This is a genomic window from Corynebacterium sp. NML180780 (assembly GCF_007786415.1).
GTDB classification, from domain to species: domain Bacteria; phylum Actinomycetota; class Actinomycetes; order Mycobacteriales; family Mycobacteriaceae; genus Corynebacterium; species Corynebacterium gottingense.
The window spans coordinates 1-22,056 of record NZ_VNKN01000004.1 but is presented as its reverse complement, the minus strand read 5'-3'; the positions used below and the strand labels follow the sequence as shown (position 1 = coordinate 22,056).

19 protein-coding genes and 1 pseudogene are annotated in these 22,056 nt (G+C 66.5%); 7 read left to right on the top strand and 13 right to left on the bottom strand.

Annotated features, from left to right (window positions below):
* Positions 1-47 precede the first annotated feature (47 nt).
* Positions 48-2,552 (top strand): malto-oligosyltrehalose synthase, encoded by a 2,505-nt coding sequence (gene treY / locus FPP74_RS03215; protein ID WP_144717141.1) that lies wholly within the window; start codon positions 48-50, stop codon positions 2,550-2,552.
* A 55-nt stretch (positions 2,553-2,607) separates the two neighbouring features.
* Positions 2,608-3,663 (top strand): GTP pyrophosphokinase family protein, encoded by a 1,056-nt coding sequence (locus FPP74_RS03210; protein ID WP_095277581.1) that lies wholly within the window; start codon positions 2,608-2,610, stop codon positions 3,661-3,663.
* On the opposite strand, the gene FPP74_RS03205 is transcribed toward FPP74_RS03210, so the two are convergent.
* The 3 genes from FPP74_RS03205 to FPP74_RS03195 are packed head-to-tail and all read right to left on the bottom strand — an operon-like array spanning position 3,660 to position 4,982.
* Positions 3,660-4,043, bottom strand: a complete 384-nt coding sequence (locus FPP74_RS03205; protein ID WP_095534854.1) for an RNA-binding S4 domain-containing protein — start codon at positions 4,041-4,043, stop codon at positions 3,660-3,662. The genes FPP74_RS03210 and FPP74_RS03205 overlap by 4 nt on opposite strands.
* A 12-nt stretch (positions 4,044-4,055) precedes the next feature.
* Positions 4,056-4,289 carry a hypothetical protein gene (locus tag FPP74_RS03200; protein ID WP_095534855.1) on the bottom strand — a complete coding sequence of 78 codons (234 nt, stop codon included), beginning with the start codon at positions 4,287-4,289 and terminating at the stop codon, positions 4,056-4,058.
* 48 nt (positions 4,290-4,337) lie between these two features.
* On the bottom strand, positions 4,338-4,982 hold the full coding sequence (locus FPP74_RS03195; protein WP_144717140.1) for a YigZ family protein: 645 nt from the start codon (positions 4,980-4,982) through the stop codon (positions 4,338-4,340).
* A 65-nt stretch (positions 4,983-5,047) separates the two neighbouring features.
* Between FPP74_RS03195 and treZ the strand changes: the two genes are divergently transcribed.
* Positions 5,048-6,841: a malto-oligosyltrehalose trehalohydrolase gene (gene treZ / locus FPP74_RS03190; RefSeq protein ID WP_144717139.1), complete on the top strand. Its 1,794-nt coding sequence runs from the start codon at positions 5,048-5,050 to the stop codon at positions 6,839-6,841.
* Positions 6,842-6,874: 33 nt separating this feature from the next.
* Here treZ and ilvA read toward each other — a convergent pair whose 3' ends face one another.
* A complete protein-coding gene (gene ilvA / locus FPP74_RS03185) occupies positions 6,875-8,182 on the bottom strand; it encodes a threonine ammonia-lyase IlvA (RefSeq protein ID WP_144717138.1) in 1,308 nt (435 codons plus the stop codon).
* A 412-nt stretch (positions 8,183-8,594) separates the two neighbouring features.
* Here ilvA and FPP74_RS12165 point away from each other — a divergent pair, with 412 nt between their 5' ends.
* Together FPP74_RS12165 and FPP74_RS12160 are read left to right on the top strand one after the other, a co-directional pair.
* Positions 8,595-8,765 (top strand): hypothetical protein, encoded by a 171-nt coding sequence (locus tag FPP74_RS12165; RefSeq protein WP_154762578.1) that lies wholly within the window; start codon positions 8,595-8,597, stop codon positions 8,763-8,765.
* Between the two features lie 9 nt (positions 8,766-8,774).
* The gene (locus FPP74_RS12160) at positions 8,775-8,942 is read left to right on the top strand and encodes a hypothetical protein (RefSeq protein WP_154762579.1); all 168 of its coding nucleotides are present in this window, start codon (positions 8,775-8,777) and stop codon (positions 8,940-8,942) included.
* A 17-nt stretch (positions 8,943-8,959) separates the two neighbouring features.
* Here the strand turns inward: FPP74_RS12160 and FPP74_RS03180 are convergent, their stop codons facing one another.
* From FPP74_RS03180 to FPP74_RS03140, 9 genes are all read right to left on the bottom strand, one after another.
* Entirely contained in the window at positions 8,960-10,693 is a 1,734-nt protein-coding gene (locus tag FPP74_RS03180; protein WP_144717137.1) for an ABC transporter ATP-binding protein, read from the bottom strand.
* On the bottom strand, positions 10,690-12,468 hold the full coding sequence (locus FPP74_RS03175) for an ABC transporter ATP-binding protein (protein WP_095279053.1): 1,779 nt from the start codon (positions 12,466-12,468) through the stop codon (positions 10,690-10,692). Before FPP74_RS03175 ends, FPP74_RS03180 begins: the two co-directional genes overlap by 4 nt.
* A complete protein-coding gene (locus tag FPP74_RS03170; RefSeq protein ID WP_095279054.1) occupies positions 12,465-13,148 on the bottom strand; it encodes a trans-aconitate 2-methyltransferase in 684 nt (227 codons plus the stop codon). The genes FPP74_RS03175 and FPP74_RS03170 overlap by 4 nt, the downstream gene beginning before the upstream one ends.
* Before the next feature lie 73 nt (positions 13,149-13,221).
* Positions 13,222-13,959: an ABC transporter permease gene (locus FPP74_RS03165; protein WP_095534860.1), complete on the bottom strand. Its 738-nt coding sequence runs from the start codon at positions 13,957-13,959 to the stop codon at positions 13,222-13,224.
* On the bottom strand, positions 13,956-14,708 hold the full coding sequence (locus FPP74_RS03160; RefSeq protein WP_095279056.1) for an ABC transporter permease: 753 nt from the start codon (positions 14,706-14,708) through the stop codon (positions 13,956-13,958). Before FPP74_RS03160 ends, FPP74_RS03165 begins: the two co-directional genes overlap by 4 nt.
* Positions 14,705-15,748, bottom strand: a complete 1,044-nt coding sequence (locus tag FPP74_RS03155) for an ATP-binding cassette domain-containing protein (RefSeq protein ID WP_095279057.1) — start codon at positions 15,746-15,748, stop codon at positions 14,705-14,707. Before FPP74_RS03155 ends, FPP74_RS03160 begins: the two co-directional genes overlap by 4 nt.
* A complete protein-coding gene (locus tag FPP74_RS03150) occupies positions 15,745-16,824 on the bottom strand; it encodes a saccharopine dehydrogenase (protein ID WP_239216915.1) in 1,080 nt (359 codons plus the stop codon). The genes FPP74_RS03155 and FPP74_RS03150 overlap by 4 nt, the downstream gene beginning before the upstream one ends.
* 166 nt (positions 16,825-16,990) lie before the next feature.
* The gene (locus FPP74_RS03145) at positions 16,991-19,192 is read right to left on the bottom strand and encodes an ATP-binding cassette domain-containing protein (protein ID WP_233125468.1); all 2,202 of its coding nucleotides are present in this window, start codon (positions 19,190-19,192) and stop codon (positions 16,991-16,993) included.
* A gap of 107 nt (positions 19,193-19,299) precedes the next feature.
* On the bottom strand, positions 19,300-19,971 hold the full coding sequence (locus FPP74_RS03140; RefSeq protein ID WP_095279059.1) for an ECF transporter S component: 672 nt from the start codon (positions 19,969-19,971) through the stop codon (positions 19,300-19,302).
* Between the two features lie 461 nt (positions 19,972-20,432).
* Here FPP74_RS03140 and FPP74_RS03135 point away from each other — a divergent pair.
* A pseudogene (locus FPP74_RS03135) lies at positions 20,433-21,640 on the top strand (IS110 family transposase).
* A 249-nt stretch (positions 21,641-21,889) separates the two neighbouring features.
* A partial coding sequence (locus FPP74_RS03130) for a transposase (RefSeq protein ID WP_144717136.1) occupies positions 21,890-22,056 on the top strand: 167 nt, incomplete at its 3' end.

The window sequence follows — 22,056 nt, the reverse complement described above, 5'->3', positions numbered from 1 at the left end:
GGTGTCCCTGTGTCCCCGTTTATTCCAGCTCAAGGAGCAGCACGACCATGCGTCGACCCATCACTTCCACCTACCGCCTCCAGCTGCGCGGCCCGGGGGCGGACCCGGCGGGCCGGGCGTTCGGGTTTGCTGAGGCGCAGGCGCAGATCCCCTACCTGCGCGACCTAGGGGTATCGCACCTCTATCTCTCCCCCATCTTCACCGCCATGCCGGAGTCCAATCACGGCTACGACGTCATCGATCCGACCAAGGTCAACCCCGAGCTGGGTGGCATCGAGGGCCTGCGCAAGCTCGCCCGGGCAGCACACGACGCCGGACTCGGCATCGTGCTGGACATCGTGCCAAACCACGTGGGCGTGGAGGTCCCGCATCGCAACCGCTGGTGGTGGGACGTGCTCAAGCTTGGCGCGGACTCCGAGTTTGCCACCTACTTTGATATTGATTGGCACGAGGACAACGGCGCCGGCGGTAAGCTCGGGCTCCCGGTGCTTGGCAAGGAGGGCGACGAGGAGCAGCTCCGCCTCACTCACCTGGCCGAGGATGAATTCCCCGCAGGCACTGCCCCGGGCGGGGAGGATGTCCTGGCCTACTACGACAACTACTTTCCCCTCGCGCCGGGGTCGTACGGCGGTCTCGACGACGACCCGCTCGAGGTCTACCAGCGCCAGCCGTACAAGCTCATGTACTGGCGCGACGGCGTAATCTCGTACCGCCGCTTCTTCTCCGTCGATGGGCTCGCAGGGGTGCGCCAGGAAGATCCACTCGTCTTCGAGCACACGCACCGGCTCCTTCGCCAGTTGATCGCAGAAGAGCTTATCGACGGCGTACGTGTCGACCACCCCGACGGGTTGACCAACCCCTTCGCGTACCTCTCCCGCCTGCGGGACCTCATCGGGCACGACCGGTGGCTCGTGGTGGAAAAGATCCTTGGCGTCAACGAGCCGCTCGACCCGCGCCTGCACGTCGACGGCACCACCGGGTACGACGCACTGCGGGAACTCGACGGCATCTTTCTCAACCGCTCGGCCGAGGACACGTTAAGCATGCTCGCCCTGCAGCAATCCGGCTCGACCTGCGACGAGGAGGCCATCGCGGCGAGCGAGCAGCAGCTCAAGCACGACGTCGCCTCCTCCGAGCTGGGCGCCGAGGTACGCAGGCTCGTTCGCGCCATCCGCCGCGACAACTTCTCCGCGGTGACCGCGGAAGTCTCGGATGAGCAATTGGCGTCGACAGTGATCGAGCTGGTCGCGGCGATGCCCGTCTACCGCGCCGACTACCGGTCGCTCTCGCGCATCACCTCCAGCGTCATCTCGGACATGTCCAAGCGCTTCCCCTCCCGCCGCAACGCGCTCGACCTCATCGCGGCTGCCTTCCTCGCGTCCGGCGAGGCGAAGAACCGCTTCGCCCAAGTCTGCGGCGCCGTCATGGCCAAAGGCGTCGAGGACACGCTGTTCTACCGCGCGAGCAGGCTCGTGGCGCTGCAGGAAGTCGGCGGCGCGCCGGGGCGCTTCGGCGTCGGGGCGGCGGAGTTCCACTTGCTGCAGGACGAGCGCGCCGGGCTGTGGCCGCACGCGATGACGTCACTGTCCACGCACGACACAAAGCGCAGCGAGGACACCCGCGCGCGGATCATCGAGCTCACCGAGGTGCCGAACGACTTCGCCGAGCTGGTGCGGCAGGTTGTTGCGCTGGTGCCGCCGCCGGACAGCGCGACCGGCCACTTCCTCCTGCAGAACATCATCGGCGTCTGGCCGGAGGACGGAGCGGTGACGGACGCACTGCGGGAGCGCCTGCACGGTTATGCCACGAAGGCGGTGCGCGAGGCAGCACTCCACACCACCTGGGTGGACCCGGATGCGCGCTACGAACAGCGGGTGCTGGACTGGGTGGACGCTGTCCTGTACGGACCGGCCGCCGCGCGGGTGAGCGCGTTCGTCCGGCAGCTGCACATCGGGGCGGTCCAGGTGTCGCTGGGCCGCAAGCTGCTCCAGCTGGTCGGGCCGGGGATTCCGGATACGTACCAAGGGCAGGAGTTCGTAGAACTTGCGCTCGTGGACCCGGACAACAGGGCGTTCGTAGACTACACTGCGCGCGCGCAAACGCTCGCGCAGTACGACGCCGCCCGCGACGGCGAGTCGTTCGACATTGCTTCGTTCCTGTATGACGAGGTCCCGCCGACCCCCGAGGCGCTGGCGGAGCGCGGCAACCGCGCGAAGCAGGCGGTTACGGCGGAGGCGCTGCGGCTGCGCCGCCAGCGGCCGGAGGTGTTTACGGAGGGCTCGTACCGGGCCGTGTTCGCGCTGGGTCCAGCGCAGCACCACCTCGTCGGCATGGCGCGCGGTATGCAGGGCGAGGACGCGCAGGTGATTGGGCTCGCCACCCGGGAGCCGCTCAAGCTGGCCAGGACCGGCGGCTGGGGCGAAACGACGGTGGACCTGCCGGAGGGCACGTGGGTCGAGCGCCTGAGCAGGCGGGAGTTTCGCGGGACTGTGCAGGTCGCCGACGTGTTCTCCGCGCTGCCGGTGGCGCTGTTCGTGCGGGCGGGGGCGTGAGGATGGGACTGTGGGGGCGTCGATAAGCATGCAGGGGGGTATGCTGTAGCTCCTGATGAGCAACGAGCAGGAGAAGCGCGCCCGGGCGGGCAAGGGGGCGCGGAAGGCTGAGGCGAGGGTTCCCGACGCGACCATCGCCCGGCTCGGCTCTACCTATTTCAACTGGCTCAATGCGCACGAGGACCCGGCGACGGCGTTCCGCCACGCGCTGCACGAGCTGATGCGCGATGCCGCCGTGAACTTCGACCGGGTGGACGTACGGATCAAAACGTGGCCCTCGCTGAAGGAAAAGGCGCGCAAGATGCGCGACGGCGAACCCGTCTACCCGGAACCGTGGACGGACATTAAAGACATCATCGGGGCGCGCATTACGGTGCTACACTCCACTGAGATCCCCGCTGTACAGACGCTGCTTGCGGAGGAGTTTGAGGTCCTGCGCAGCGTGGATAAGGCGGAGGAGACGCGCGTGGCCGGCGGATTCGGCTACGGCTCGCACCACCTGGTGCTGCGGGTGCAGGAGAGGTCCGAGGGGCTCGAGGAGTATGTGGGGACGGCCTTCGAGGTGCAGATCCGCACGGTGCTCCAGCACGCTTGGGCCGAGTTCGAGCACGATGTGCGCTACAAGCGGGCCGTTGAGGACGTCGACCCGCAGGTGGACCGTGCGTTCACGCTCGCGGCCGGGCTCATCGAGTTGGCCGATCAGCAGTTTGACCAGATCGCCGGAATCACGGATGTGAAACCTGCGGAGGGGGCGGACGTGGAGGCGCAGATCGCGCCGGAGACCCTGCCGGGCATCCTCACGGTGCTGCTCGGTTCGCGCTACCCACTCTCGCGGGCGGCGGACTACCGGTTCCTCAACGAGTTGCTGCGCGCGCACGGCCTCGAGCGGGTCTCGCAGGTCGCGGAGCTACTCAACCCGGCGGACCTTGAGGCGGTAACCAACGGCCTGCGCTACTCATTCGTGCCCGGGCAAGTCAGGCTTGTCGACGACCTCCTGCTCAATCGCTACGGCACCGACCACATCGAGCGCACGTGGGACGCCGGCAACCGGCCAAAGGTGCGCCGGGCGCGGCTGACCAAGCGTCTGGCGCAGCTCCGGGCGGCGAACTAACGGCGCCGACCCAGCAGGCGGTCGGTCTCGCGCCGCTCCTTCTTCGTCGGACGCCCCGCCCCCCGCTCGCGCTTGGGCATCGTGGCGAAAATGTCCATCGGAGGCGGTGGCGGCGAGTGGTCGAGGTAGCACTGCTTGGCCACGGGCGCCCCGACGCGCTTGCGCACGGTTGCCGTGACCTCCAGGTCGCGGTAGCGGTGGTCCTTCCACACGCGCACCGCGTCGCCGGGCACGACCTGCGCGGCAGGTTTCACCGATTGCTCGTTCAGCTTGACGTGCCCGGCGCGCACGGCCTCCGCGGCCTGGGTGCGGGTCTTGAAGATGCGGACGGCCCACAGCCAGGCGTCGATCCGCACTGCCCTCCCATCGGGTTGGGTCATTCGCCCGCGCCTTTAGTACTCGTCTTTGTGGTTCACGATCTTCTGTACCTTCATCCAGTTGGCCACGCCGCCGACCACGGCGACGACGAAACCGAGGATGAGCAGCGACCATGAGCCCGCGATGAGGCCGAGGGCGACACCGCCGACCACTCCGCCGCCGGCCCAGAGGACGGCGTTCCGGCTGTACTTGCGCACAGCTTCCTTGCGGCGCGCGATGGGGTTATTGAGGCGAGGCTTCATCGTCATGCTGCACAGTCTATCGCGGGATCACGCGCAGCCGGCGTTTGCCGCGGATCAGTCGGTCGTTTCCACCCACCGGTGCCCGGCTTCCTTCGACTCGACGGTGCCTTGGGTGGACGCTGCCAGGTGGGCGTCGACAAGCTCACGCTCCCCCGGGGCGAACCCGAGCGTGTACGTGGCCAGTGACCCGTAGGCAATGTCGACGACCTCGATGCCCGCGTTGCGCAGTTCCGACTCGATCCGGCCGGCCTCGGCGTGCGGCAGGTTGACGGTGATGAGCTCGCGGAGGTTGCGGGTGGCGCGCGGCAGGTTCTCGAGCGCGCCGGTCACCGCGTGCGTGTACGCGCTGACAAGCCCGCCGGTGCCCAGCTTGGTGCCGCCGAAGTAGCGGATGACCACTGCGCATACGTTGACCAGACCCGAGCCTTTGAGCACCTCGAGCATGGGCGTGCCCGCGGTGCCGGACGGCTCGCCGTCGTCGGACGAGCGCTCGATGGGCTGCGCGCCGTCGACGTGGACGATGAACGCCGAGCAGTGGTGGCGCGCATCCGAGAACGCCTCGCGCGCTGCGTGGATGAATTCGCGTGCTTCATCCTCCGATTCGACGCGACCCACCCAGGTGATGAACCGGGAACGTTTAATTTCAAGTTCGTGGGTGGTCGGCGCGCCCGGGGCGGGCAGCTCGTAGGTGGTCAGCATAGGGGTGCAGTCTACCGGGGGACGACGTCATTGCGGTGCTCGAGTCGCCTCCTTAGGCTGGGGACATGAGTGAATCACACAGCACAAACGCTGCCAATAATGATGCGTCCCACACCGCCCCGGGCCAGTTTGAGGTATGGGCCCCGAAGGGCCAGAAGGTGCGCGTGACCGTCGACGGCGAGGAACACGACATGCAGCCCGACGCGGAGCGCGCGGGCTGGTGGGTGCTCGACCCCGCCACCGTCGCCCCGCAGCCGGGTCAGCACTACACCTTCTCGCTCTTCGACGGCACCCAGTGGTCCATCCCCATGCCGGATCCGCGCACGCGCCTCCAGCCCGAGGGCGTGCACGGCCCGTCCGAGGTCGTGAGCACCGACTTCGCGTGGAACGATGACAACTGGTCCGGCATCCCCACCAAGGACATGGTGATTTACGAGCTCCACGTGGGCACCTTCTCCCCCTCCGGCACCTTCGCCGGCGTGATTGAGAAGCTGGACTACCTCGCCGAGCTGGGCGTCAACACCATCGAACTCATGCCGCTGCAGCCCTTCGCCGGAACCCGAAACTGGGGCTACGACGGCGTCGACTGGTTTGCTATCCATGAGACGTACGGCGGCCCGCAGGGGCTCAAGGAGCTTATCGACGCCGCGCATACCCACGGCATCGCCGTCCTCCTCGACGTCGTGTACAACCACTTCGGCCCGGAGGGCAACTACAACGACGCGTTCGGCCCGTACCTGACGGACGGGCTCACCGCCTGGGGCGAGGTCATCAACATCTCCGGCCCCGGTTCCGACGAGGTGCGCGCCTACATCCTGGATACGGTGCGCCAGTGGCTCGGCGAGTTCCACGCTGACGGGCTGCGCCTGGACGCGGTGCAGACCTACGACGACCGCCTCGCCTTCTCCATCATGGAAGAAATCGCCCGCATCGGCGACGACCTCGCCGCGGACACCGGCGTGCCTCGCACCGTGATTGGCGAGTCCGACCAGAACGACCCGCGCCTGATCAGCGCCCCCGAGCGCGGCGGCTACGGGCTCGAGGGGCACTGGCTCGACGACGTCCACCACGGGATCCACTCTCTGCTGACCGGTGAGACCCAGGGCTACTACGTGGACTACGGCACCATGGAGATCCTCGCGGATACGCTGCGCAACGGCTACCGCTTCCGCAACTCCTACTCGAAGTACCGCGCCCGCACGCACGGCCGCGAGCTGGACCTCTCCCACGTCGCACCGTGGCACCTGGTGTCCTACACCACCAACCACGACCAGACCGGCAACCGCGCTGCGGGCGACCGCCCGAGCCAGAACCTCACCCCCGCCCAGCAGGTGCTCAAGGCCGCGGTGCTCCTGCACTCCCCGTTTACCCCGATGCTGTTCATGGGCGAAGAGTTCGGCGCGAACACCCCGTTCCCCTTCTTCGTCTCCCACTCCAACGAGCAAATTCTGGAGGGCACCCGCCAGGGTCGTCTCCACGAGTTCTCCCGCCAGGGCTGGGACCACGACGAAGTGCCGGACCCGGGCCACGAGGACACCTACACGTCCGCGAAGCTGAACTGGACCTTTACCGACGAGCAGCAGCAGGTCCACGACGCCTACAAGCGCCTGATCCAGCTGCGCCGCGAGCACGGCTGCAACCGCGAGGACCTGCGCACGCTGCAGGTGGACAACGGCGAGAAGTGGCTGACCATGGCGGACGGTAGCGATGACGGAACGGTCGTGCTGGCGGCGAACTTCAGCGACGAGCCGGTCACCGTGCCGGTCGGCGGTACGCTGCTGTACTCGTTCACCGACCCGCAGGTCGGCGCCAATGAGACGGTGCTGGATCCCTGGGGCATCGCCTACATCCAGCGCTAGGCGGGATCCGCACGGCCCGCTCGGCCCACTGGGCTAGCTGGAGACGATGAACTCGTACTCCGGCGTGCCGGGCGTGAGCTGGCGGCACTCGATGACGGACTCATCCATGCGCTCCAGCAGTGGCTCCAGGTCGCTCGCGCGGGTGAGCTCCAGACCGACCAGCGCCGCGCCGGTCTCGCGGTTGTTCTTCTTCAGGTACTCGAACAGGACGATGTCATCGTCCGGGCCGAGGATGTCGGTGAGGAAGGTACGCAGCTGCCCCGGCTCCTGCGGGAAGTTCACCAGGAAGTAGTGCTTGAGCCCGCGGTGCACCAGGGAGCGCTCCATGACCTCCGCGTAACGCAGCACGTCGTTGTTGCCGCCGGAGATGACGCATACGACGGTGGACCCCGGCTGGACCTTCATCCCGGCAAGTCCCGCGACAGACAGCGCGCCTGCGGGCTCGGCGATGATGCCCTCGTTCTGATACAGCGCCAGCATCTCGGTGCACACCGCGCCCTCGTCTGCGCGCAGGAGGTGCGTACGCCCTTGGTTGTGCTCAATCACCTCAAACGGGAACGCGCCGATGCGCTTGACCGCCGCACCGTCGACGAACGGGTCAATGTCCGTCAGCGTCACCGGACCCCCGTGCTCGAGCGCTGCGGCGAGCGACGCCGCGCCGCGCGGTTCCACCCCCACCACGGCCGTGCGCGGCGACATGTCTGCCACGTACGACACGATCCCGCCGAGCAGGCCGCCGCCGCCGACGGGCACCATGATGGTGTCCAGCTCCCGGCCAAGCCCCGTCAGCTGAGCGAGGATCTCGGCGGCAACCGTGCCCTGCCCGATGACGGTATCGCGGGCGTCGAAAGGCTCGATGATTGTTGCCCCGCGCCCGCGGGCGTCGGCACGAGCCGCCTCCGCTGCCTCGTCGAACGTATTGCCCGTTACGACGAGCTCGACGTTGTCGCCGCCGTGGACCTTGATCCGGTCGCGCTTCTGCTTCGGCGTGGGCTTGGGCACGAAGATCTTGCCCTGGATCCCTAGCGCACGGCAGGCGTACGCGACGCCCTGCGCATGATTGCCTGCCGACGCCGCGACCACCCCCGCTGCGCGCTGCTCAGCGGACAGGCGAGAGATGTTGTAGTAAGCGCCGCGAATCTTGTAGGAGCGCACGTCCTGCAAATCCTCACGCTTGAGGTACACATCCGCGCCGTACTGCTGCGACAGCCGCGGGCAGTACTGCAGCGGGGTCGGCTCAATCACCGAGGAAATTTTCGCCTGAGCAGCTTGAATGTCGGCAGCGTGGACCGGTTGGTAGTTGCTCGTTGACTGTTCATTGTGCTCGGTGGCTGCGTTCATGGTGGACAAGTCTATCCGTGAACAGGTATTCGCGCGGGCCTTCGCCGCCAGTTTTCATTCACCCGCACGGTTCACCAAGTGTTCACCACGCGTTCTCCTTGGAACTACCTGCCCACTTTAGGATGACCCCCCGACGAGGTGACGAGAATCCCCTCGTCGCTGTCGGACGGCGGTTTCCCGACCGGTGGCCCGGCCGCCGGCAAACCTCACCCGCGGCCGCCCGGGCCCTGTCCATGGCCAAGCCCGGTCTGGTGCCCCCGGCGCCAACGACTTCCGGTGCCGCCCCGGGACGGTGAATTGCCCGTCATCCTCATTCCCGGGACCGGGTCGTCGAACAGCTCATCGGTACCGGGCCTCGAACCACGGGCCCCGGGCGCACAGCGCAGCCGATCGCTTTGACGTCCACCCCGAGATGCGCCACGGATACTCCCGAAACGCCGGCAAAACGAACGCGCTTGCCTGGGAACAGCAGATCTCCGGTTCCATGCTGCTGAATGAGCTGACCATCGGCGACATCACTCGACCGGGCGTTCGGTACACCTTCCTGGGCACGCGGCACGACAATGCCGTGCTCCCCCACTAAAACTCCTTCGTGCGGGAACCCGGCGTCACCAACATCACCGTCCAAGACGTGTGCCCCGCCCACCGCACCGAGCACTACGGCTTCAATTACGACCCTGTCGCCCAGGGCATCGTCGAGGACCCGCTGACCGGGACGGCGTGGCGGGACCACTGCACCGGTACCGGACCGGAGCGATAGTCCTCGACGGACGAGGATCAGGCGCCCGGGGAGCCTCCCGTCCGGCACGTCCACGACTCGGCGTAGCGGCCGCCCTTCGCCAGCAATTCATCGTGCGTGCCCCGTTCTGCGACCGTCCCGTCCTCCGAAAGCACGACGATGAGGTCGGCATCGCGGACGGTGTGCAGGCGATGGGCGACGACGATCACGGTGTGATCGCCGCGCAACGCTTCCATCGTGCCGACAATCGCCCGCTCAGTGGCCGCATCCAGCGAGGACGTCGGCTCGTCGAAAAGCACCACCGGGGAATCCTTCAGAAGCGCCCGGGCGATGGCGACGCGCTGCCGCTCGCCTCCCGACAGCAGCGTCCCCTCCTCCCCCACCGGGTTATCCCACCCGGAAGGCAGCAGCTCCACGATGCGGTCCACCCCGGATCGCCGGGCGGCCTCGCGCAAGCGGTCTCCGTCGCCGGGCCTGGAACCGAATCCGGGGTCGGCGAAGACCACGTTGTCCCGCACGGACGCGTCGAAGAGGAACGTCTCCTGGAACACCGGGGTCACCAGCGAGTTCACGCCGTCGGTGCCGATCCGAGGCAAGGGCACCCCGCCAATGAGGATCTCCCCCGAGTCCGAATCATGAAACCGCGACAGCAGCCGCATGACCGTCGTCTTGCCCGCCCCCGAAGGTCCCACTATGGCGACCAGCACTCCCTGAGGTGCACGGAAGCTGACGCCGTCGAGGACCTTCTTCTCCCCGTACCCGAAGCTCACGCCGCGGAACTCCACGTCATGCCCGTCGGGCAGCTCCGGTGCGGCCGGTTCGGGAAGGGCGGGGATCGCCCGCAGGTCACGCAGCGCAGCCAACGTGTTGCGGCCCGCGCCGAAACCGCCGGACAACGCTCCCGCCGTGGTGATCGGTCCGGTGAACTGGACGACCACAATGAGCATCGACGCCAAATGCGCCGGTGACATCCCGCCCGTCGCGGCGACCGCCACGGCGACGACCACCGCCGCCGTGAACACCGCATGGACGACCGAGCCCAACCGTCCGATGGCCGCGCCTTGCGTCGACGTCGCCTTCGCGAACGCATCGTGTTGGGCCTGGATCGCCTCATCCACCATCGCGTCCGCCGCCGAACCGTCGCCCGCGGCGCGAATCACCTGCTGGCCGCGGGTGAACTCGATCAGCCTGCCGGAGACGGCAGCGACGGCGTCAGCATGCGCTTCGTCCGACTCCCCGCCGACTCGGCCAATGGCCCGGTAGGCGAAGAAGAGCACCGGCGCCGACGCGACGAGAACCAACCCGACACGCCAATCCACCGCCAGAATTCCGAGAGCGATGACGGTCGGCGCAACCACAGCAGCGATGACGGGCCGCAGGATCACGTGCGGCACGGACGCCGCGAACGCCATGCCCGAAGACGCCATCTCCGAAAAGCGGCCGGCCGTGGACTTGGTGACGTACCCGAGTGGCAACGTCAGCACGCGTTCGCCCAGGGAACGCAGCAGGGACGACAGCACCGCTGCGGAATTCGCCCTGCCGACCGTCCCCGCGGCGAGGGACAGCACCGCATGGGCGGCCGCGAGGCCGGCGATAACGCCGGTGAAACGCCACGCCGTCGCATCATCTCCCACGGCCAGAGCCGACAGCAGCGGCAGCAGCGCGACGAACGCCGCTCCCTGTGCCAGCGCGGCAAGCGCGGCCAACGCAATGAGCCACGCCAGCGTCATCTTCGAGCGCCGATCCGTCATCGACCACAAGTCCCGGATCATCGGTTCCCTGCCTTTTCATCGTCTGCTTCAGTGCCCCGCGGGGCGGATGGTTCGTCGTCGAGCGCGAACGCGCGCCACAGATCCCGGTAACGGCCACCGCGCGCAAGCAACTCGTCGTGGGTGCCCGCCTCCGCGACCGCTCCCCCATCGAGAACGAGGATGCGGTCGGCGTTGCGGATCGTGCTCAATCTGTGCGCAATCACGATCACCGTCCGCGAACGAGCCAAACGCTCGATTGCGGACTGAATGAGGGCCTCGGAAGCCGGATCCGCGTAAGCGGTTGCCTCGTCGAAGATGAGCACCGGCGCGTCCGTGACAATCGACCTCGCGATGGCCACGCGCTGCGCCTCACCACCGGAAAAGGTCACGTCGACGTTGACCACCGAATCCAGGCCCTTCGGCAGCGCCGCGATGACCGTATCGAGGTTCGCGAGCTTCGCGGCCGCCATGATTTCGCCGTCGGTGGCGTCTCTCCTGGCCAGCCGGATGTTCTCCCGCAAGGGCAGCGTGAGCAACTGCGGATCCTGGAACACCACCGACACCGAACGGTGCACGTCGCGCACGGCGATGTCGCGAAGATCGTCGCCGCCCAGCAGCACCGAGCCTTCGACAGGGTCGTGGAAACGCGCCAACAGCCGGGCGACGGTGGACTTTCCGGAACCGGAGGACCCCACCAGCGCCGTGAGGGTCCCCGGTTCGAACGTCGCGGACATCCCGTCGAGGACCCGCGGCCCATCCCCGTAGGAGAAGACCAGGTTCCGAACCTCGAGCGCGCCTCCGTGCACGGGCACCGGCTCGACGGACTCGGTGATCGGCGGCGTGCCCAGCACCTCCGCGATGGACTTCAGGGCGGCGATCCCCGCGATGATGGGTTCGGAGTTCATAGCCACCCTCACGATCGCCGCGGAGAGTCCAAGGCCGAGAACCAGCCCGGCGACGAGACCCTCCGGTTTGCCGCCCGCAGTGTCCCTCAAAGCGAGGCCGGCGCCGCACATCACTGCGAGGACCGTGATCGGGGACGTCACCACGTCGATGAGCCCGAGATAGATGTTCGACTGCCGGGACCAGGCGGACCACGCGCGGACGAACGACGACGCCGCGGCATCGTAGCGGCCCGCGCCCTGGCTGGCGCGTCCGAAGGACTTCATCACCGGGATGCCGCGCACCAACTCGATGACCGCAGCCGTCACTTTTTCAGAGGCTCGTTCGTAGTCGCGCTGAAGACCGGCTCCGCGCGAAATCATCACGCCCATCAGGGCGAAGGTGACCAGCACCGGGACGACCGCCACCGCCGCGATCCGCCAATCGACCGCGACGAGCGCGATGAGGGAAAGCAGGGGAACCAGCACCGCCACCACGGTCTCACCGACGGTGTGGCCCATGAGCTGGTGGACAGCCGCGACGTCCTTCTCAACCGACTCGATGATTCCCGACGAGCGCCGGGCGTCCAGCCAGCCCAACGGCAACTTCCGGATGTGGGCGACCAGCCGGCGCCGGAGGTGGAGCTGCAGGTCATTATCCGCCCGGTGCGAGAGCATGCCGGCGGCGCCGTCCGCGGCCATGCGCACCGTTGCGGCGACGACGATGACAGCCACGGCCAACCACGTCCGATGCTCCGGGGCCTCCGGGTACGTCATCGCGATGTCGATGATGCCGACCAGCGAAGCGACGGTAGCCACCGACGACAGGACGGATAACGCGACCACCGCACGCATCCGGGTCCGAATCGGGGCGAGCAGCGACCACGGGCCTACGGTCCCGTCCACGGCGCTCACTTGCCCGCCTCCCCGATCGCGCTTTTCTTCGTGAGAGTGCAGAAATACACCATGCCGGCGCGTGAGACTCCGTCCAGCTTCAGCCCGTTGGCTTCGGCGAGGTCCTCGAGCTCGCTGCCCCGGAACACCCGGTGGCCCGTCTTCTCCATGACGGCCATGTCGACCCGCTCGTTCACGTCGGGATCCTCGACGAACGTCTGCACGTAAGCGATGCCGCCGTCGGCGAGCAGCCCGGAGACCCTGCCGAGCGCGGCTCCCGCATCCTTCATTTGGTGGAGCGCGCCACACACCCAGATTTCACAGGCCCCGCCGGGCTCTCCCGCGAGCGGCGTGAGGATGTCGGCAACGTGGAATTCCGTCCGGGCCCCGAGCCCGTCGGCGGCGGCGCGTTCGCGGGCGATGCGGATCGCATTGGGCGACAGGTCGTAGCCGACGATGTTCGCCCTGCGATAGCGAGACTCAGCGGCGAGCGTGCGGGCGAGCCACCCGGTTCCACAACCGAGGTCGAGGACCCGGGCCGGCGCATCCGGCCCGGGATCCAGCGCACGGAGCTTCCGGTACACGGCAGCGGCGTCCATCGGTTCGCGCGCATAGCGGCTTAGGAACCTCGGCTGGACCTTGTCCTCGTAGGCCGCGAGGAGCCTGCGGTTGTTCTGGACGATCTGGGCGATCGACTTCATTTGGTTCTGTCTCCGGGTGTGTGGGCCGCGTCCACGCGGCGGTTTCGGGTTAGATGCTCGGATTCGCGGGCCGTCATGCAGACTCCCCCGGCCTCGTTTTCACGGCGATGCCCCACGCCGCGAGCACAGCGATACCAAAGAACCAGGCCGCGCAGACCACCAGACCCGCAGCCCCGGTGCCGTTGACGGCCTCGCCGGCCGCGGATACGGGGGTGTGCCCGGCGATTCCGCGCAGGAGGGGACGGAAGTGGTCGGCGGGCATGAGCACCGTGTTGACGAACATCGCAACGATGATTAACGGGATGAGTGCCACGGATCCCTGGGGGCTGGTGATGGAGAACGCGATGTACGTGCCGGTGCATGCGGCCGCCGCGGCAACCATCGCGCCGGTCACCGTGATCCTCCACCACCAGGACACCTCAGGGGGGCTGTCGGAAAGCAAGGCGGCCACCGCCGCGACGACGACCGTCATCGCCATGATCCGGATAAACTCGGCGATGATCCGTGCGGTCGGCACGGCCGCGTACGGTGCCGGCATGGTGATCAACCGCTCGTGGAGGCCATTGCTGCGTTCAACGAACACAGTGGACGATCCCGTGATGGCCAAGATGAACGCCCACGTCGTCACGACCAGGATGACCGCGTTCGGGAGTTCGAACTCTCCGGTGAGCTGCCTGACCAGGCCACCGAACATGCGGTTGACGATGAACAGGTACACGAGCGGAGCAATGAACGTCATGAACCAGAAGTCAGGGCGCCGCAGCCAAGTGTGGACGATGCGCCGCAGATGCACGAAAATGGCGTCGATCATGATTCGCTCCTCAAGGTGAACCGGCGGATGAACAAGACGATTCCGGCGACCGCCGCGACACCGAGCCACAGGGCGGCCTCTTCCCCGGCACTATCCGGGAAGGCATCCGGGGACGCCGCCCTGATCACCTCGATGATCGGCGAAAACGGCATGTGACGTACGACGTCGCGCAGGGAGCCGTCCAAAGCGGTCGCCGGAATGAACGCGGTGGAGAACATGAGCAGCAGCATTTCCAGCGCCTGGATCGATGAGGCTGTCGACACCGGGGCGGGCACCATCAGGATCACCCCGTCCGTGACCAGGGACAGGACCGCGGCGGCGAGCAGTGACCACAGGACTGTCCACGCGACGTCACCGAGAGCCATGTCGAGGCCGCAGGACCACGCGACGACCAGCAGCGCCGCGATCGACGCGGACATCCGCAGCACATCGGTGGCGAGCCTGCCGGCGACATAGCCGCCTGTGGCCCCGGGCAACACGCGCACGCGGTCAACGAGCCCGGATTCGACGTCCTGTCCCACCGCCATCGCCGACGCCGCGGCGGTGAACATCGCCGCCTGGAACAGGCAGCCGCCGAGCACGAAACGCAGGTACCCGAAGCCGGATTGCCCTGCCGAGTACCCAAACACCGCGTACAGGCACAGCAGGAAGAGGGGAGGAACGACGAACATGGAGATCAGCGACGCGGTGTTGCGTCGCAACAGCAGCAGATCCCGACGGAGGAACGCCGCGACCGACGTCGCACTCATCGCGCCGCACCCCCTGCGTTCATCGATATGAATACCTCGTTGAGGGTGGGCGGCGACACGCTCAGCGAATCCGGCAACGCGTCCGAGGCCTCCATCGCCTGCGCCACCGCCTCGAGGACCTGCGGTCCGGGGTCGACGTCGAGGGACACCGACTTCCCCGCGACGCGGGCGCCGTCCAGGCACGTTCCTCCGAGGCAGCGGGCGAACGCCTCCGCCTCGGCGGTGGTGGCAAAGGACACGCGGAGCACGTGCGATCCGAAGTCGCGGCGCAATTCCTCCGGCGTTCCGCTGGCGACGATGCGGCGGTCCTTGAGCAGATGGACGTAGTCTGCCAGCGCCTCCGCCTCTTCCAGGTACTGGGTGGTCAGCACCAGGGTCATTCCGTCGTCCCGCAGTTGCTGGATGAAGCCCCACAACTCTTCGCGGCTGACCGGGTCCAGCCCCGTCGTGGGTTCGTCGAGGAACAGCAACCTGGGCACGACGCACAGCGACGCGGCGATGTCGAGGCGGCGCCGCATGCCACCCGAATAGGCCGACGCCAGCGTCGAGGCACTGTCCGCGAGCGAGAATTGCGCGAGCAGTTCCGTCGCGCGGGCGGCCGCGTCGGCGCGGTCGAGTCCGCGCAGACGCCCGAAGAACTCCAGGTTCTCCCGGCCGGTGAGGTTCTCGTCGATCGCCGCGAATTGGCCGGTGGTGGCAATGTCGGCACGCACGCCCGCCGGATCCTTTTTCACATCGCGCGAGAAGATGCTCACCTCGCCGGAGTCTGCGGTGATGAGCGTCGACAGGATTCGGATGAGGGTGGTCTTGCCTGCGCCGTTGTGGCCGAGGAACGACACGATCGACCCGGCGGGCACGGTGAAACTCACGCCGTCGAGCACATGCTTGCGCATCCGGGCGCCGCGCTTTCCCTTGCGCCCGCCGTCCGGCGGAGCACCTGCCCCGCCTTCGGGCGCGGTGCCGGCTGTGCCCGCAATCGGGTAGCTCTTCGTGAGGTCGCGGACGACGATCGCCGCACCCCGTTCAGCTTGATCCGTCATCGTTTCTCCTTTTCTTTGGTGTCGCAGTGGGCCGCTGCCGGCAGTGGCCCCGTGGTCGGGTTGTCATGCGGCGTTTCGATATGGATGCCTGCATCGCGGGCGAAGGCGAGGACCGGTTCGAGGAGCCGGGGGTGGCTGACGAGATCCCGGCACCCCGGCGCGACTGGCTTCCCCGCGACCGACGCAACGGTGGCGGCGGCAATGGCCGCGGTCATTTTGTAGGAACCCGGGCCAGTTGCCCGGACGACGGTTGTCTCGGCCGCCGACCCCGCATCGCCCGCGCCGGCGGAGGACAGTGCGATGACCAGCTCGGCGGGTTGCGGAGTGCCGTTCGCCCGCGCCTTCCGCGACGTCACGGCCGCCCCGAGACGGGCGAGCAGACCGGAGACGACGGGCATCGCGTACAGTCTCGACGTGCGGATCTTCTCCACCGACTCATCGGGGAGAGCATCGAAGGCGACGTGGTAGGAAAATCCGAGGATCGAGGGGCACACCCCGCGTACGACGTCGATGTCCGGGCATTCGTAGCCGATTCCGCTTTGCGACGACACCAGGTTGCGCCGCACTTCGACGATGGCGCCGCCGAGCATCGCGCGGTATCCGCCGCGAATGGTCCGGAACATCGACTCGACCGACGCGGCCCCGGATTCCTGGTCGGCGCCAATTCGCAGATCGACCCGCACATCGCGGACCTCTTCGGCCCCCGCAGCGCAGGCCCCGAGCATCAACAGGGCCGTCGACAAGCCCGGGCACAGGCCGAACCCGGTGAGCACGGGAACCCCCTCCCGCCGAGCATCCCCGTCGAGGGCCATGATTGCGCGGCGGGCGTCGATCGAATCGTTGACGTCGATGTACCCGGTGCCTGAGTCGATGCAAGCACGGGCGAGTGAGTCTGCATGCACCTCGAACGGGCCGATGCCGGCTTCGGCCAACCGAGTCGCAGCCGCCACCGCCTCCGCATGGACCCGGCCGTACGGGACGAGGACGTCCCGCCAATTCTCGACGAAGGTGATCCCCTTCTTCGTCTCATCGGCCTTGTCCCGAAGCACGTCGCTGATGGTCCGGATCGTGTTCACTGGTACCTCTTTCGGTTGTCGGCGCCATGCCGGTGCCGGGCGGACCGGGCCCGCATGGCGCGACCCGGAGGATGTGTCTGAAGGGTTGAAGCAACTGGGTGGGGCGCGTCTCCGTACAGGCTCGGAAACGCTCGCGGGCTCGGGGACCGCCGGTTCCGGGTGCCCGTCAAGTCACTGCGGACACCAGGGCGGCAACGAAGGCCGCGGCGGACGCTGCGGCCGCGAAACCGTCACGCACTCGCCAGGGGTGATCGGTGCGGAAGGTACGCCGCGGATGGCGGCCGAAGTTGCGCATCACCAGGGTCAGGGACAGCTTTTCGGCGCAGCGCACGGCGCTGACGAACAGGGGAAAGGCGATGCGCGCGGGCGTCGTCGCGCGAATGAAGCCGGAGCGGAAAGACTGCCCCGGTCGCATCGAGCGCAATCTAATCGCCCATGTCAGCTGGGGGATTTCGCTGCGCAGGAACGCCGCGATGCTCACCCCGGAAATCGCTATGGTGCACCATGTGTAGGGCACCCGGAGGCGTTGCACCATGGCGTCGAAAAGCTCCTCGACGCGCATACACGCGGAGACCAGGACCGTCCCCGCAAACACGGCCGTCAGTAGCAGTCCGTGATGGATGCCGTGGCGGACAGCCTCCGCCGGATCCCCACTGCCGTAGAACTCGGAGCGCCACCCGAGCAGGCCGAAGAACACCCCGATCAACAGGACGAGGAGGACCTTCCCCGCCGTCGCCCGAACGTCGCGTTCCGCGATCGCAGCGAGTGCGAGGAACGCGACCCCCGTCAGAGCGAGAACGGCGTCTCCGCCGGAGAGCAGCCCGGCGACGAGGACGAGCATCACCGCCGCGACAATCGTGATGGCGTTCAACCCCGCGCGCCTTCGAGCGGCGGATCCACTGGTCCAGGGGCTTTCGTCCAAGGACGTCCGTGCGCCGGCCGCGGGCAGTGCACGATCCCGCCGGGACGACTCCGGGGAAGCCGGCACGTCGGCTGCGGGACCGGACCAGGCGACCTTCCCTTCGGCGACGATGCTCGCCCGATCCGCCCACGTTCGCGCAGCACGGCGGTCGTGGCACGTGAACACAACGGTTCCGCCGGCCCCTGCGTATTCCGCTAGGGCATCCAGTACGATGCGCGAGCTCGGCGAATCCAGATGCGCCAACGGCTCGTCGAGAAGCAGCAAACGGCGATTGGCCGCCACCGCCAGGAAGATGCCCAACCGTCTTTTCTGTCCGCCCGACAGGACGAACGGCGAGACGGGGTCAAGTGCCCGGGGGCACAAGGCTTCCCGCAGTTTCCGCAGCTCATCGGCACCGAGTGGTCCGTGCGGGTCCGTGCCGGCCAGCGCGGAGTCGATTTCCGCGGCGACGGTCGCGCGGGTGAACTGGTGCTCGGGGTTCTGGAACGCCAACGACGCGAAGGCGTCGGGGACGCGCCGGGCGGACGCGCCGTCAATCCGGAGGTCCGCTCCCGCCTTCATCTGGCCCGACAGCACCGCCAGCAAGGTGGACTTACCGGCTCCGTTGGCACCGACTAGGGCATGAATCTCGCCCCGTTCCAGTGTCAGATCGGCCCCGTTCAGGATCCTCTCCCCGCCTCGGGCCACGTGGGTTCCGGTCAAGGCCAGCAGTGGAACGGCCTCCGCCTCCGATTCCGGATTGGGACGGTCCGGCACCCCCGTGCCCGGCGTACTGGCGTCCGGCGTTCCGGCGGTCGCGGCCGTCGTCGCAATGCCCTTCACCGCGATGCCATCCGGCGCTCCGTGGGCGGCGACGCTCCCGTCCACATCGAGGATCGTCACCGTGTCGACCCACCCGTCGAACGGGCGGAGGTCGTGCTCGATGAGCAGGATGACGCGCCCCGGGGCCCGCAAATCACGGATAGCGGCGAACAGCGACCGGCGACCATCCTCGTCGACGTGGGCCGCGGGCTCGTCGAAGATCATGACCTCCGGCGCACTGGCCACCGCGCCGGCGATGGCCATCCGCTGGCGTTGCCCGCCCGACAAAGCCCACGGATCCTTCTCCGCGAGCTCTGACAGCCCGAGCTCTGATAGGGCCGCGGCTGATCGCTTGGCGACGATGTCGGCTTCCACGAGGGAAAACTCGAGGGCCATGGATACGTCATCGACGACTCGAAGCGTGAGCACCTGCGTCGCCGGGTCTTGCCCGACGAAGGTGACCCGGTCCCCGTCCACGGGGCATTCGGTGCCGTCGACATCAACGATATGCACGGATCCGGCATGGTCGATGGGGATGTGCGAGGGGATCAGTCCAGCGATGAGGTGGGCCAGGCTCGTCTTTCCGCATCCCACGGGTCCCGTGATGACATTGATCGTACCGAAGTCGAAGGAGAGATCCACCATGTCGGGTGCCCATCGCCCATCGGCGTGCCGCACGCCAGCGCCACTGACCCGTAACCGGGCCGGGGCCGTCCCGCGTGTCGCACCAGCGCACGCGGGTGCTCCGCCGGTCACCGGGTGACCCCGCGGCTGCGAAGCCCCTTTGCGACGGCAAAGCCCAGGACCAAAAACACCAAGCTCGATGCAAAGGCTACGGCGAAGCTGATCAGGGTCATGGGCGTGGTCGGCGAGTCGACGCCAACTGCGCGCGGGGCCATCGTTCCCATCAGCGCGGAAAACAACATCGCCGACGCCACGAACTGGGTACGCGTCCACCGCCGGTACAGGGTGACCATGAATGGAAGCTCGATGAGCAATCCTTCCATGATCAGCGCCCCGATCGCGGCGACGCCGAACGGGGTGGTCGCCGCGGACACGACGCCCATGGCAAGGCACGCAATGAGGCTCGCGCCAGGCTTGCGGACGACGATGAGGGGAACGACGCACTGCAGGAACCACAACCCGAGCGTCGCCGCGACGAGATAAACGTGGGCGATGCCGGCGAACACCTGCAGGTAGGTCAAGGGCACGACGACGAGAGACCCCGCGACGCCGATCGCGGCGGCGACGAGCATATCGCGGGTGGATGGTCGGCCACCCGCTGCGACCGGTGCGACGTGTACCAACCGCCCGTCGTCCGTCTGCGACGCCACCGCGTCGCCGTCGCCCGTCCCGTCCGGGCCCGCGTCCCCGACTCCCCCTCCGGAGAGGGGTTCTCTGGTCGATCCACGTTTTCTGTTCATCGTCGCCGCCTCGCTTCCGTTGCCGATTCCCGATCGGGAACCTAACTTGAAACAGTATTAGGTTAGGCAATCCTTAGCAACTTATGCCAGACTCGAATTATTGACTTTGCCCCCGCTCCCCCCATTACGTTGTTAGCAGTTCCACCCCAGGGCACCGAAGATTCATAACCTGTCCGCCCGATTGGGCGGGCTATGTTTACTTCCGTTCCCTCCGTCTGAAAGGACAGGGGAACTAGTCACTGGCTTCGGTATGGCTTATTCCTGTCCCTGTCTGAAAATGATCCGGGGGGTGATGTCGCCGAAGACAGTGACATACTCAAACTGCTAATAGGAACCTGACCCAGCCCAGGTGGTATGAGGTCTCACAGTAATGTGGGTGCCAGTCCAAGTATGTCCGACCAACCCCAGTGATGAAGCTTAAATAGTCCAACTTCTCATTCATCGCTAGGAGGCACACACCCATGGCCTATGACTTCGTCATTGGCGTAGACGTCGGCAAATACTTCCACCACGCCTGCGTCCTCGATCCCCAAGGCAGGCAAGTCCTATCCAAACGCATCAACCAGCATGAAGGCTCACTACGCAAGCTCTTCGGCAAATTCCTCACCGACAACGCCTCGGTCCTGGTCATTGTCGATCAACCCAACAACATCGGCCGATTAACCGTCGCAGTCGCCCAAGACATGGGGGCAGATGTTCGCTATCTACCAGGGCTTGCGATGCGACAGCTCTCTCGCATCCACGTCGGCAACTCCAAAACCGATGTACGCGACGCCTACGTCATCGCCCATGCCGGTCTTAACCTTCCAGATTCCTTGCGCAGTGTCGACCGCGTTGAGGAAGTCTTTATCCAGCTGAAAGTACTCAACGGTATTGACGAAGATCTCGCCCGGGCCTACACACGCCTGATTAACCAGATGCGATCCGCGCTCGTAGGAACCTATCCTGCATTCGAACATGTTCTGCGCGGACAGATGATTCACCGAAAATGGATCCTCCACCTACTTGCGAAATACGGTGACCCCACCAAGATTCGACGCATCGGTAAAACACGCCTAGCAGCCTTTGCGCGCAGTCACAAAGCGCGCAATCCCGAGCCTGTCATCGATGCCATGCTTGCTGCCATCCACGGACAGACCGTGTCCATTGTCGGCGCAGAATACGCCGAACTTGGCGTAGCAATGTCCGCCAAAGACGCACTGGCCAAACTAGAGCATCGCAAGGAAATAGAAGCACAGGTACTCAAGCTCATTCAAGACATTCCTCAAACCGAGATTCTTTTATCCATGCCCGACATCGGCCCACGTAGCGCAGCACAGATCCTCATGACCGTTGGCGATATGTCCGACTTCCCCGATGCAGCGCACCTAGCGTCCTATGCAGGCCTATCACCACGGACAAATCAATCAGGAACGTCCATTATGTCGAATTCGCCCAACCGCGCTGGCAACAAAAATTAAAGAACGCCCTATGGCAATCGTCTTTTGCATCGATCAGATTCCACGAGCGTTCCCGGCAATTCTATGAACGAAAACGCAAAGAAGGCAAAAGACACAACGCCGCAGTCGTCGCACTCGCACGCCGACGCCTCAACGTCCTCTTCGCCATGATGCGAAACGGCGAGCTCTACCGAGACATCCCCACAATCCAGGAGGCCGCAGCAGCCTAAAGCCACCAGACCCCCATCCAAGCCGATTGCACAGCAAGCCCAATCGGCTCCTCAAGGTACCCAAAACAACATCTACGAGACGAAGCAGAAGCCGTTCACACCCCCAACAAGCCCACCCGCGGAGTTGACAACCTATATAGGAACACCCCCCAACCGCAGACCACGCTTTTGACAGGCGAACCCAAAGCCGGTCCGAAACTGAAGCGTCCTGGGTTTAGTTCCTACCTCTGCTAAGGAAGGATTGGCACTATGCCCAGAAAGTATTCCGCCGAATTCAAGGAGAAGGCGATCCATCAAGTCCTAGAGATGGTCCGTCTGGAGTCCTGCTCACGGCAACGCGCGTACGAGGAAGTCGGAGAGCTCCTTGGCGTGTCCCACCACACGTTACGCGCCTGGTACCGTGACAGCGTCGCCCA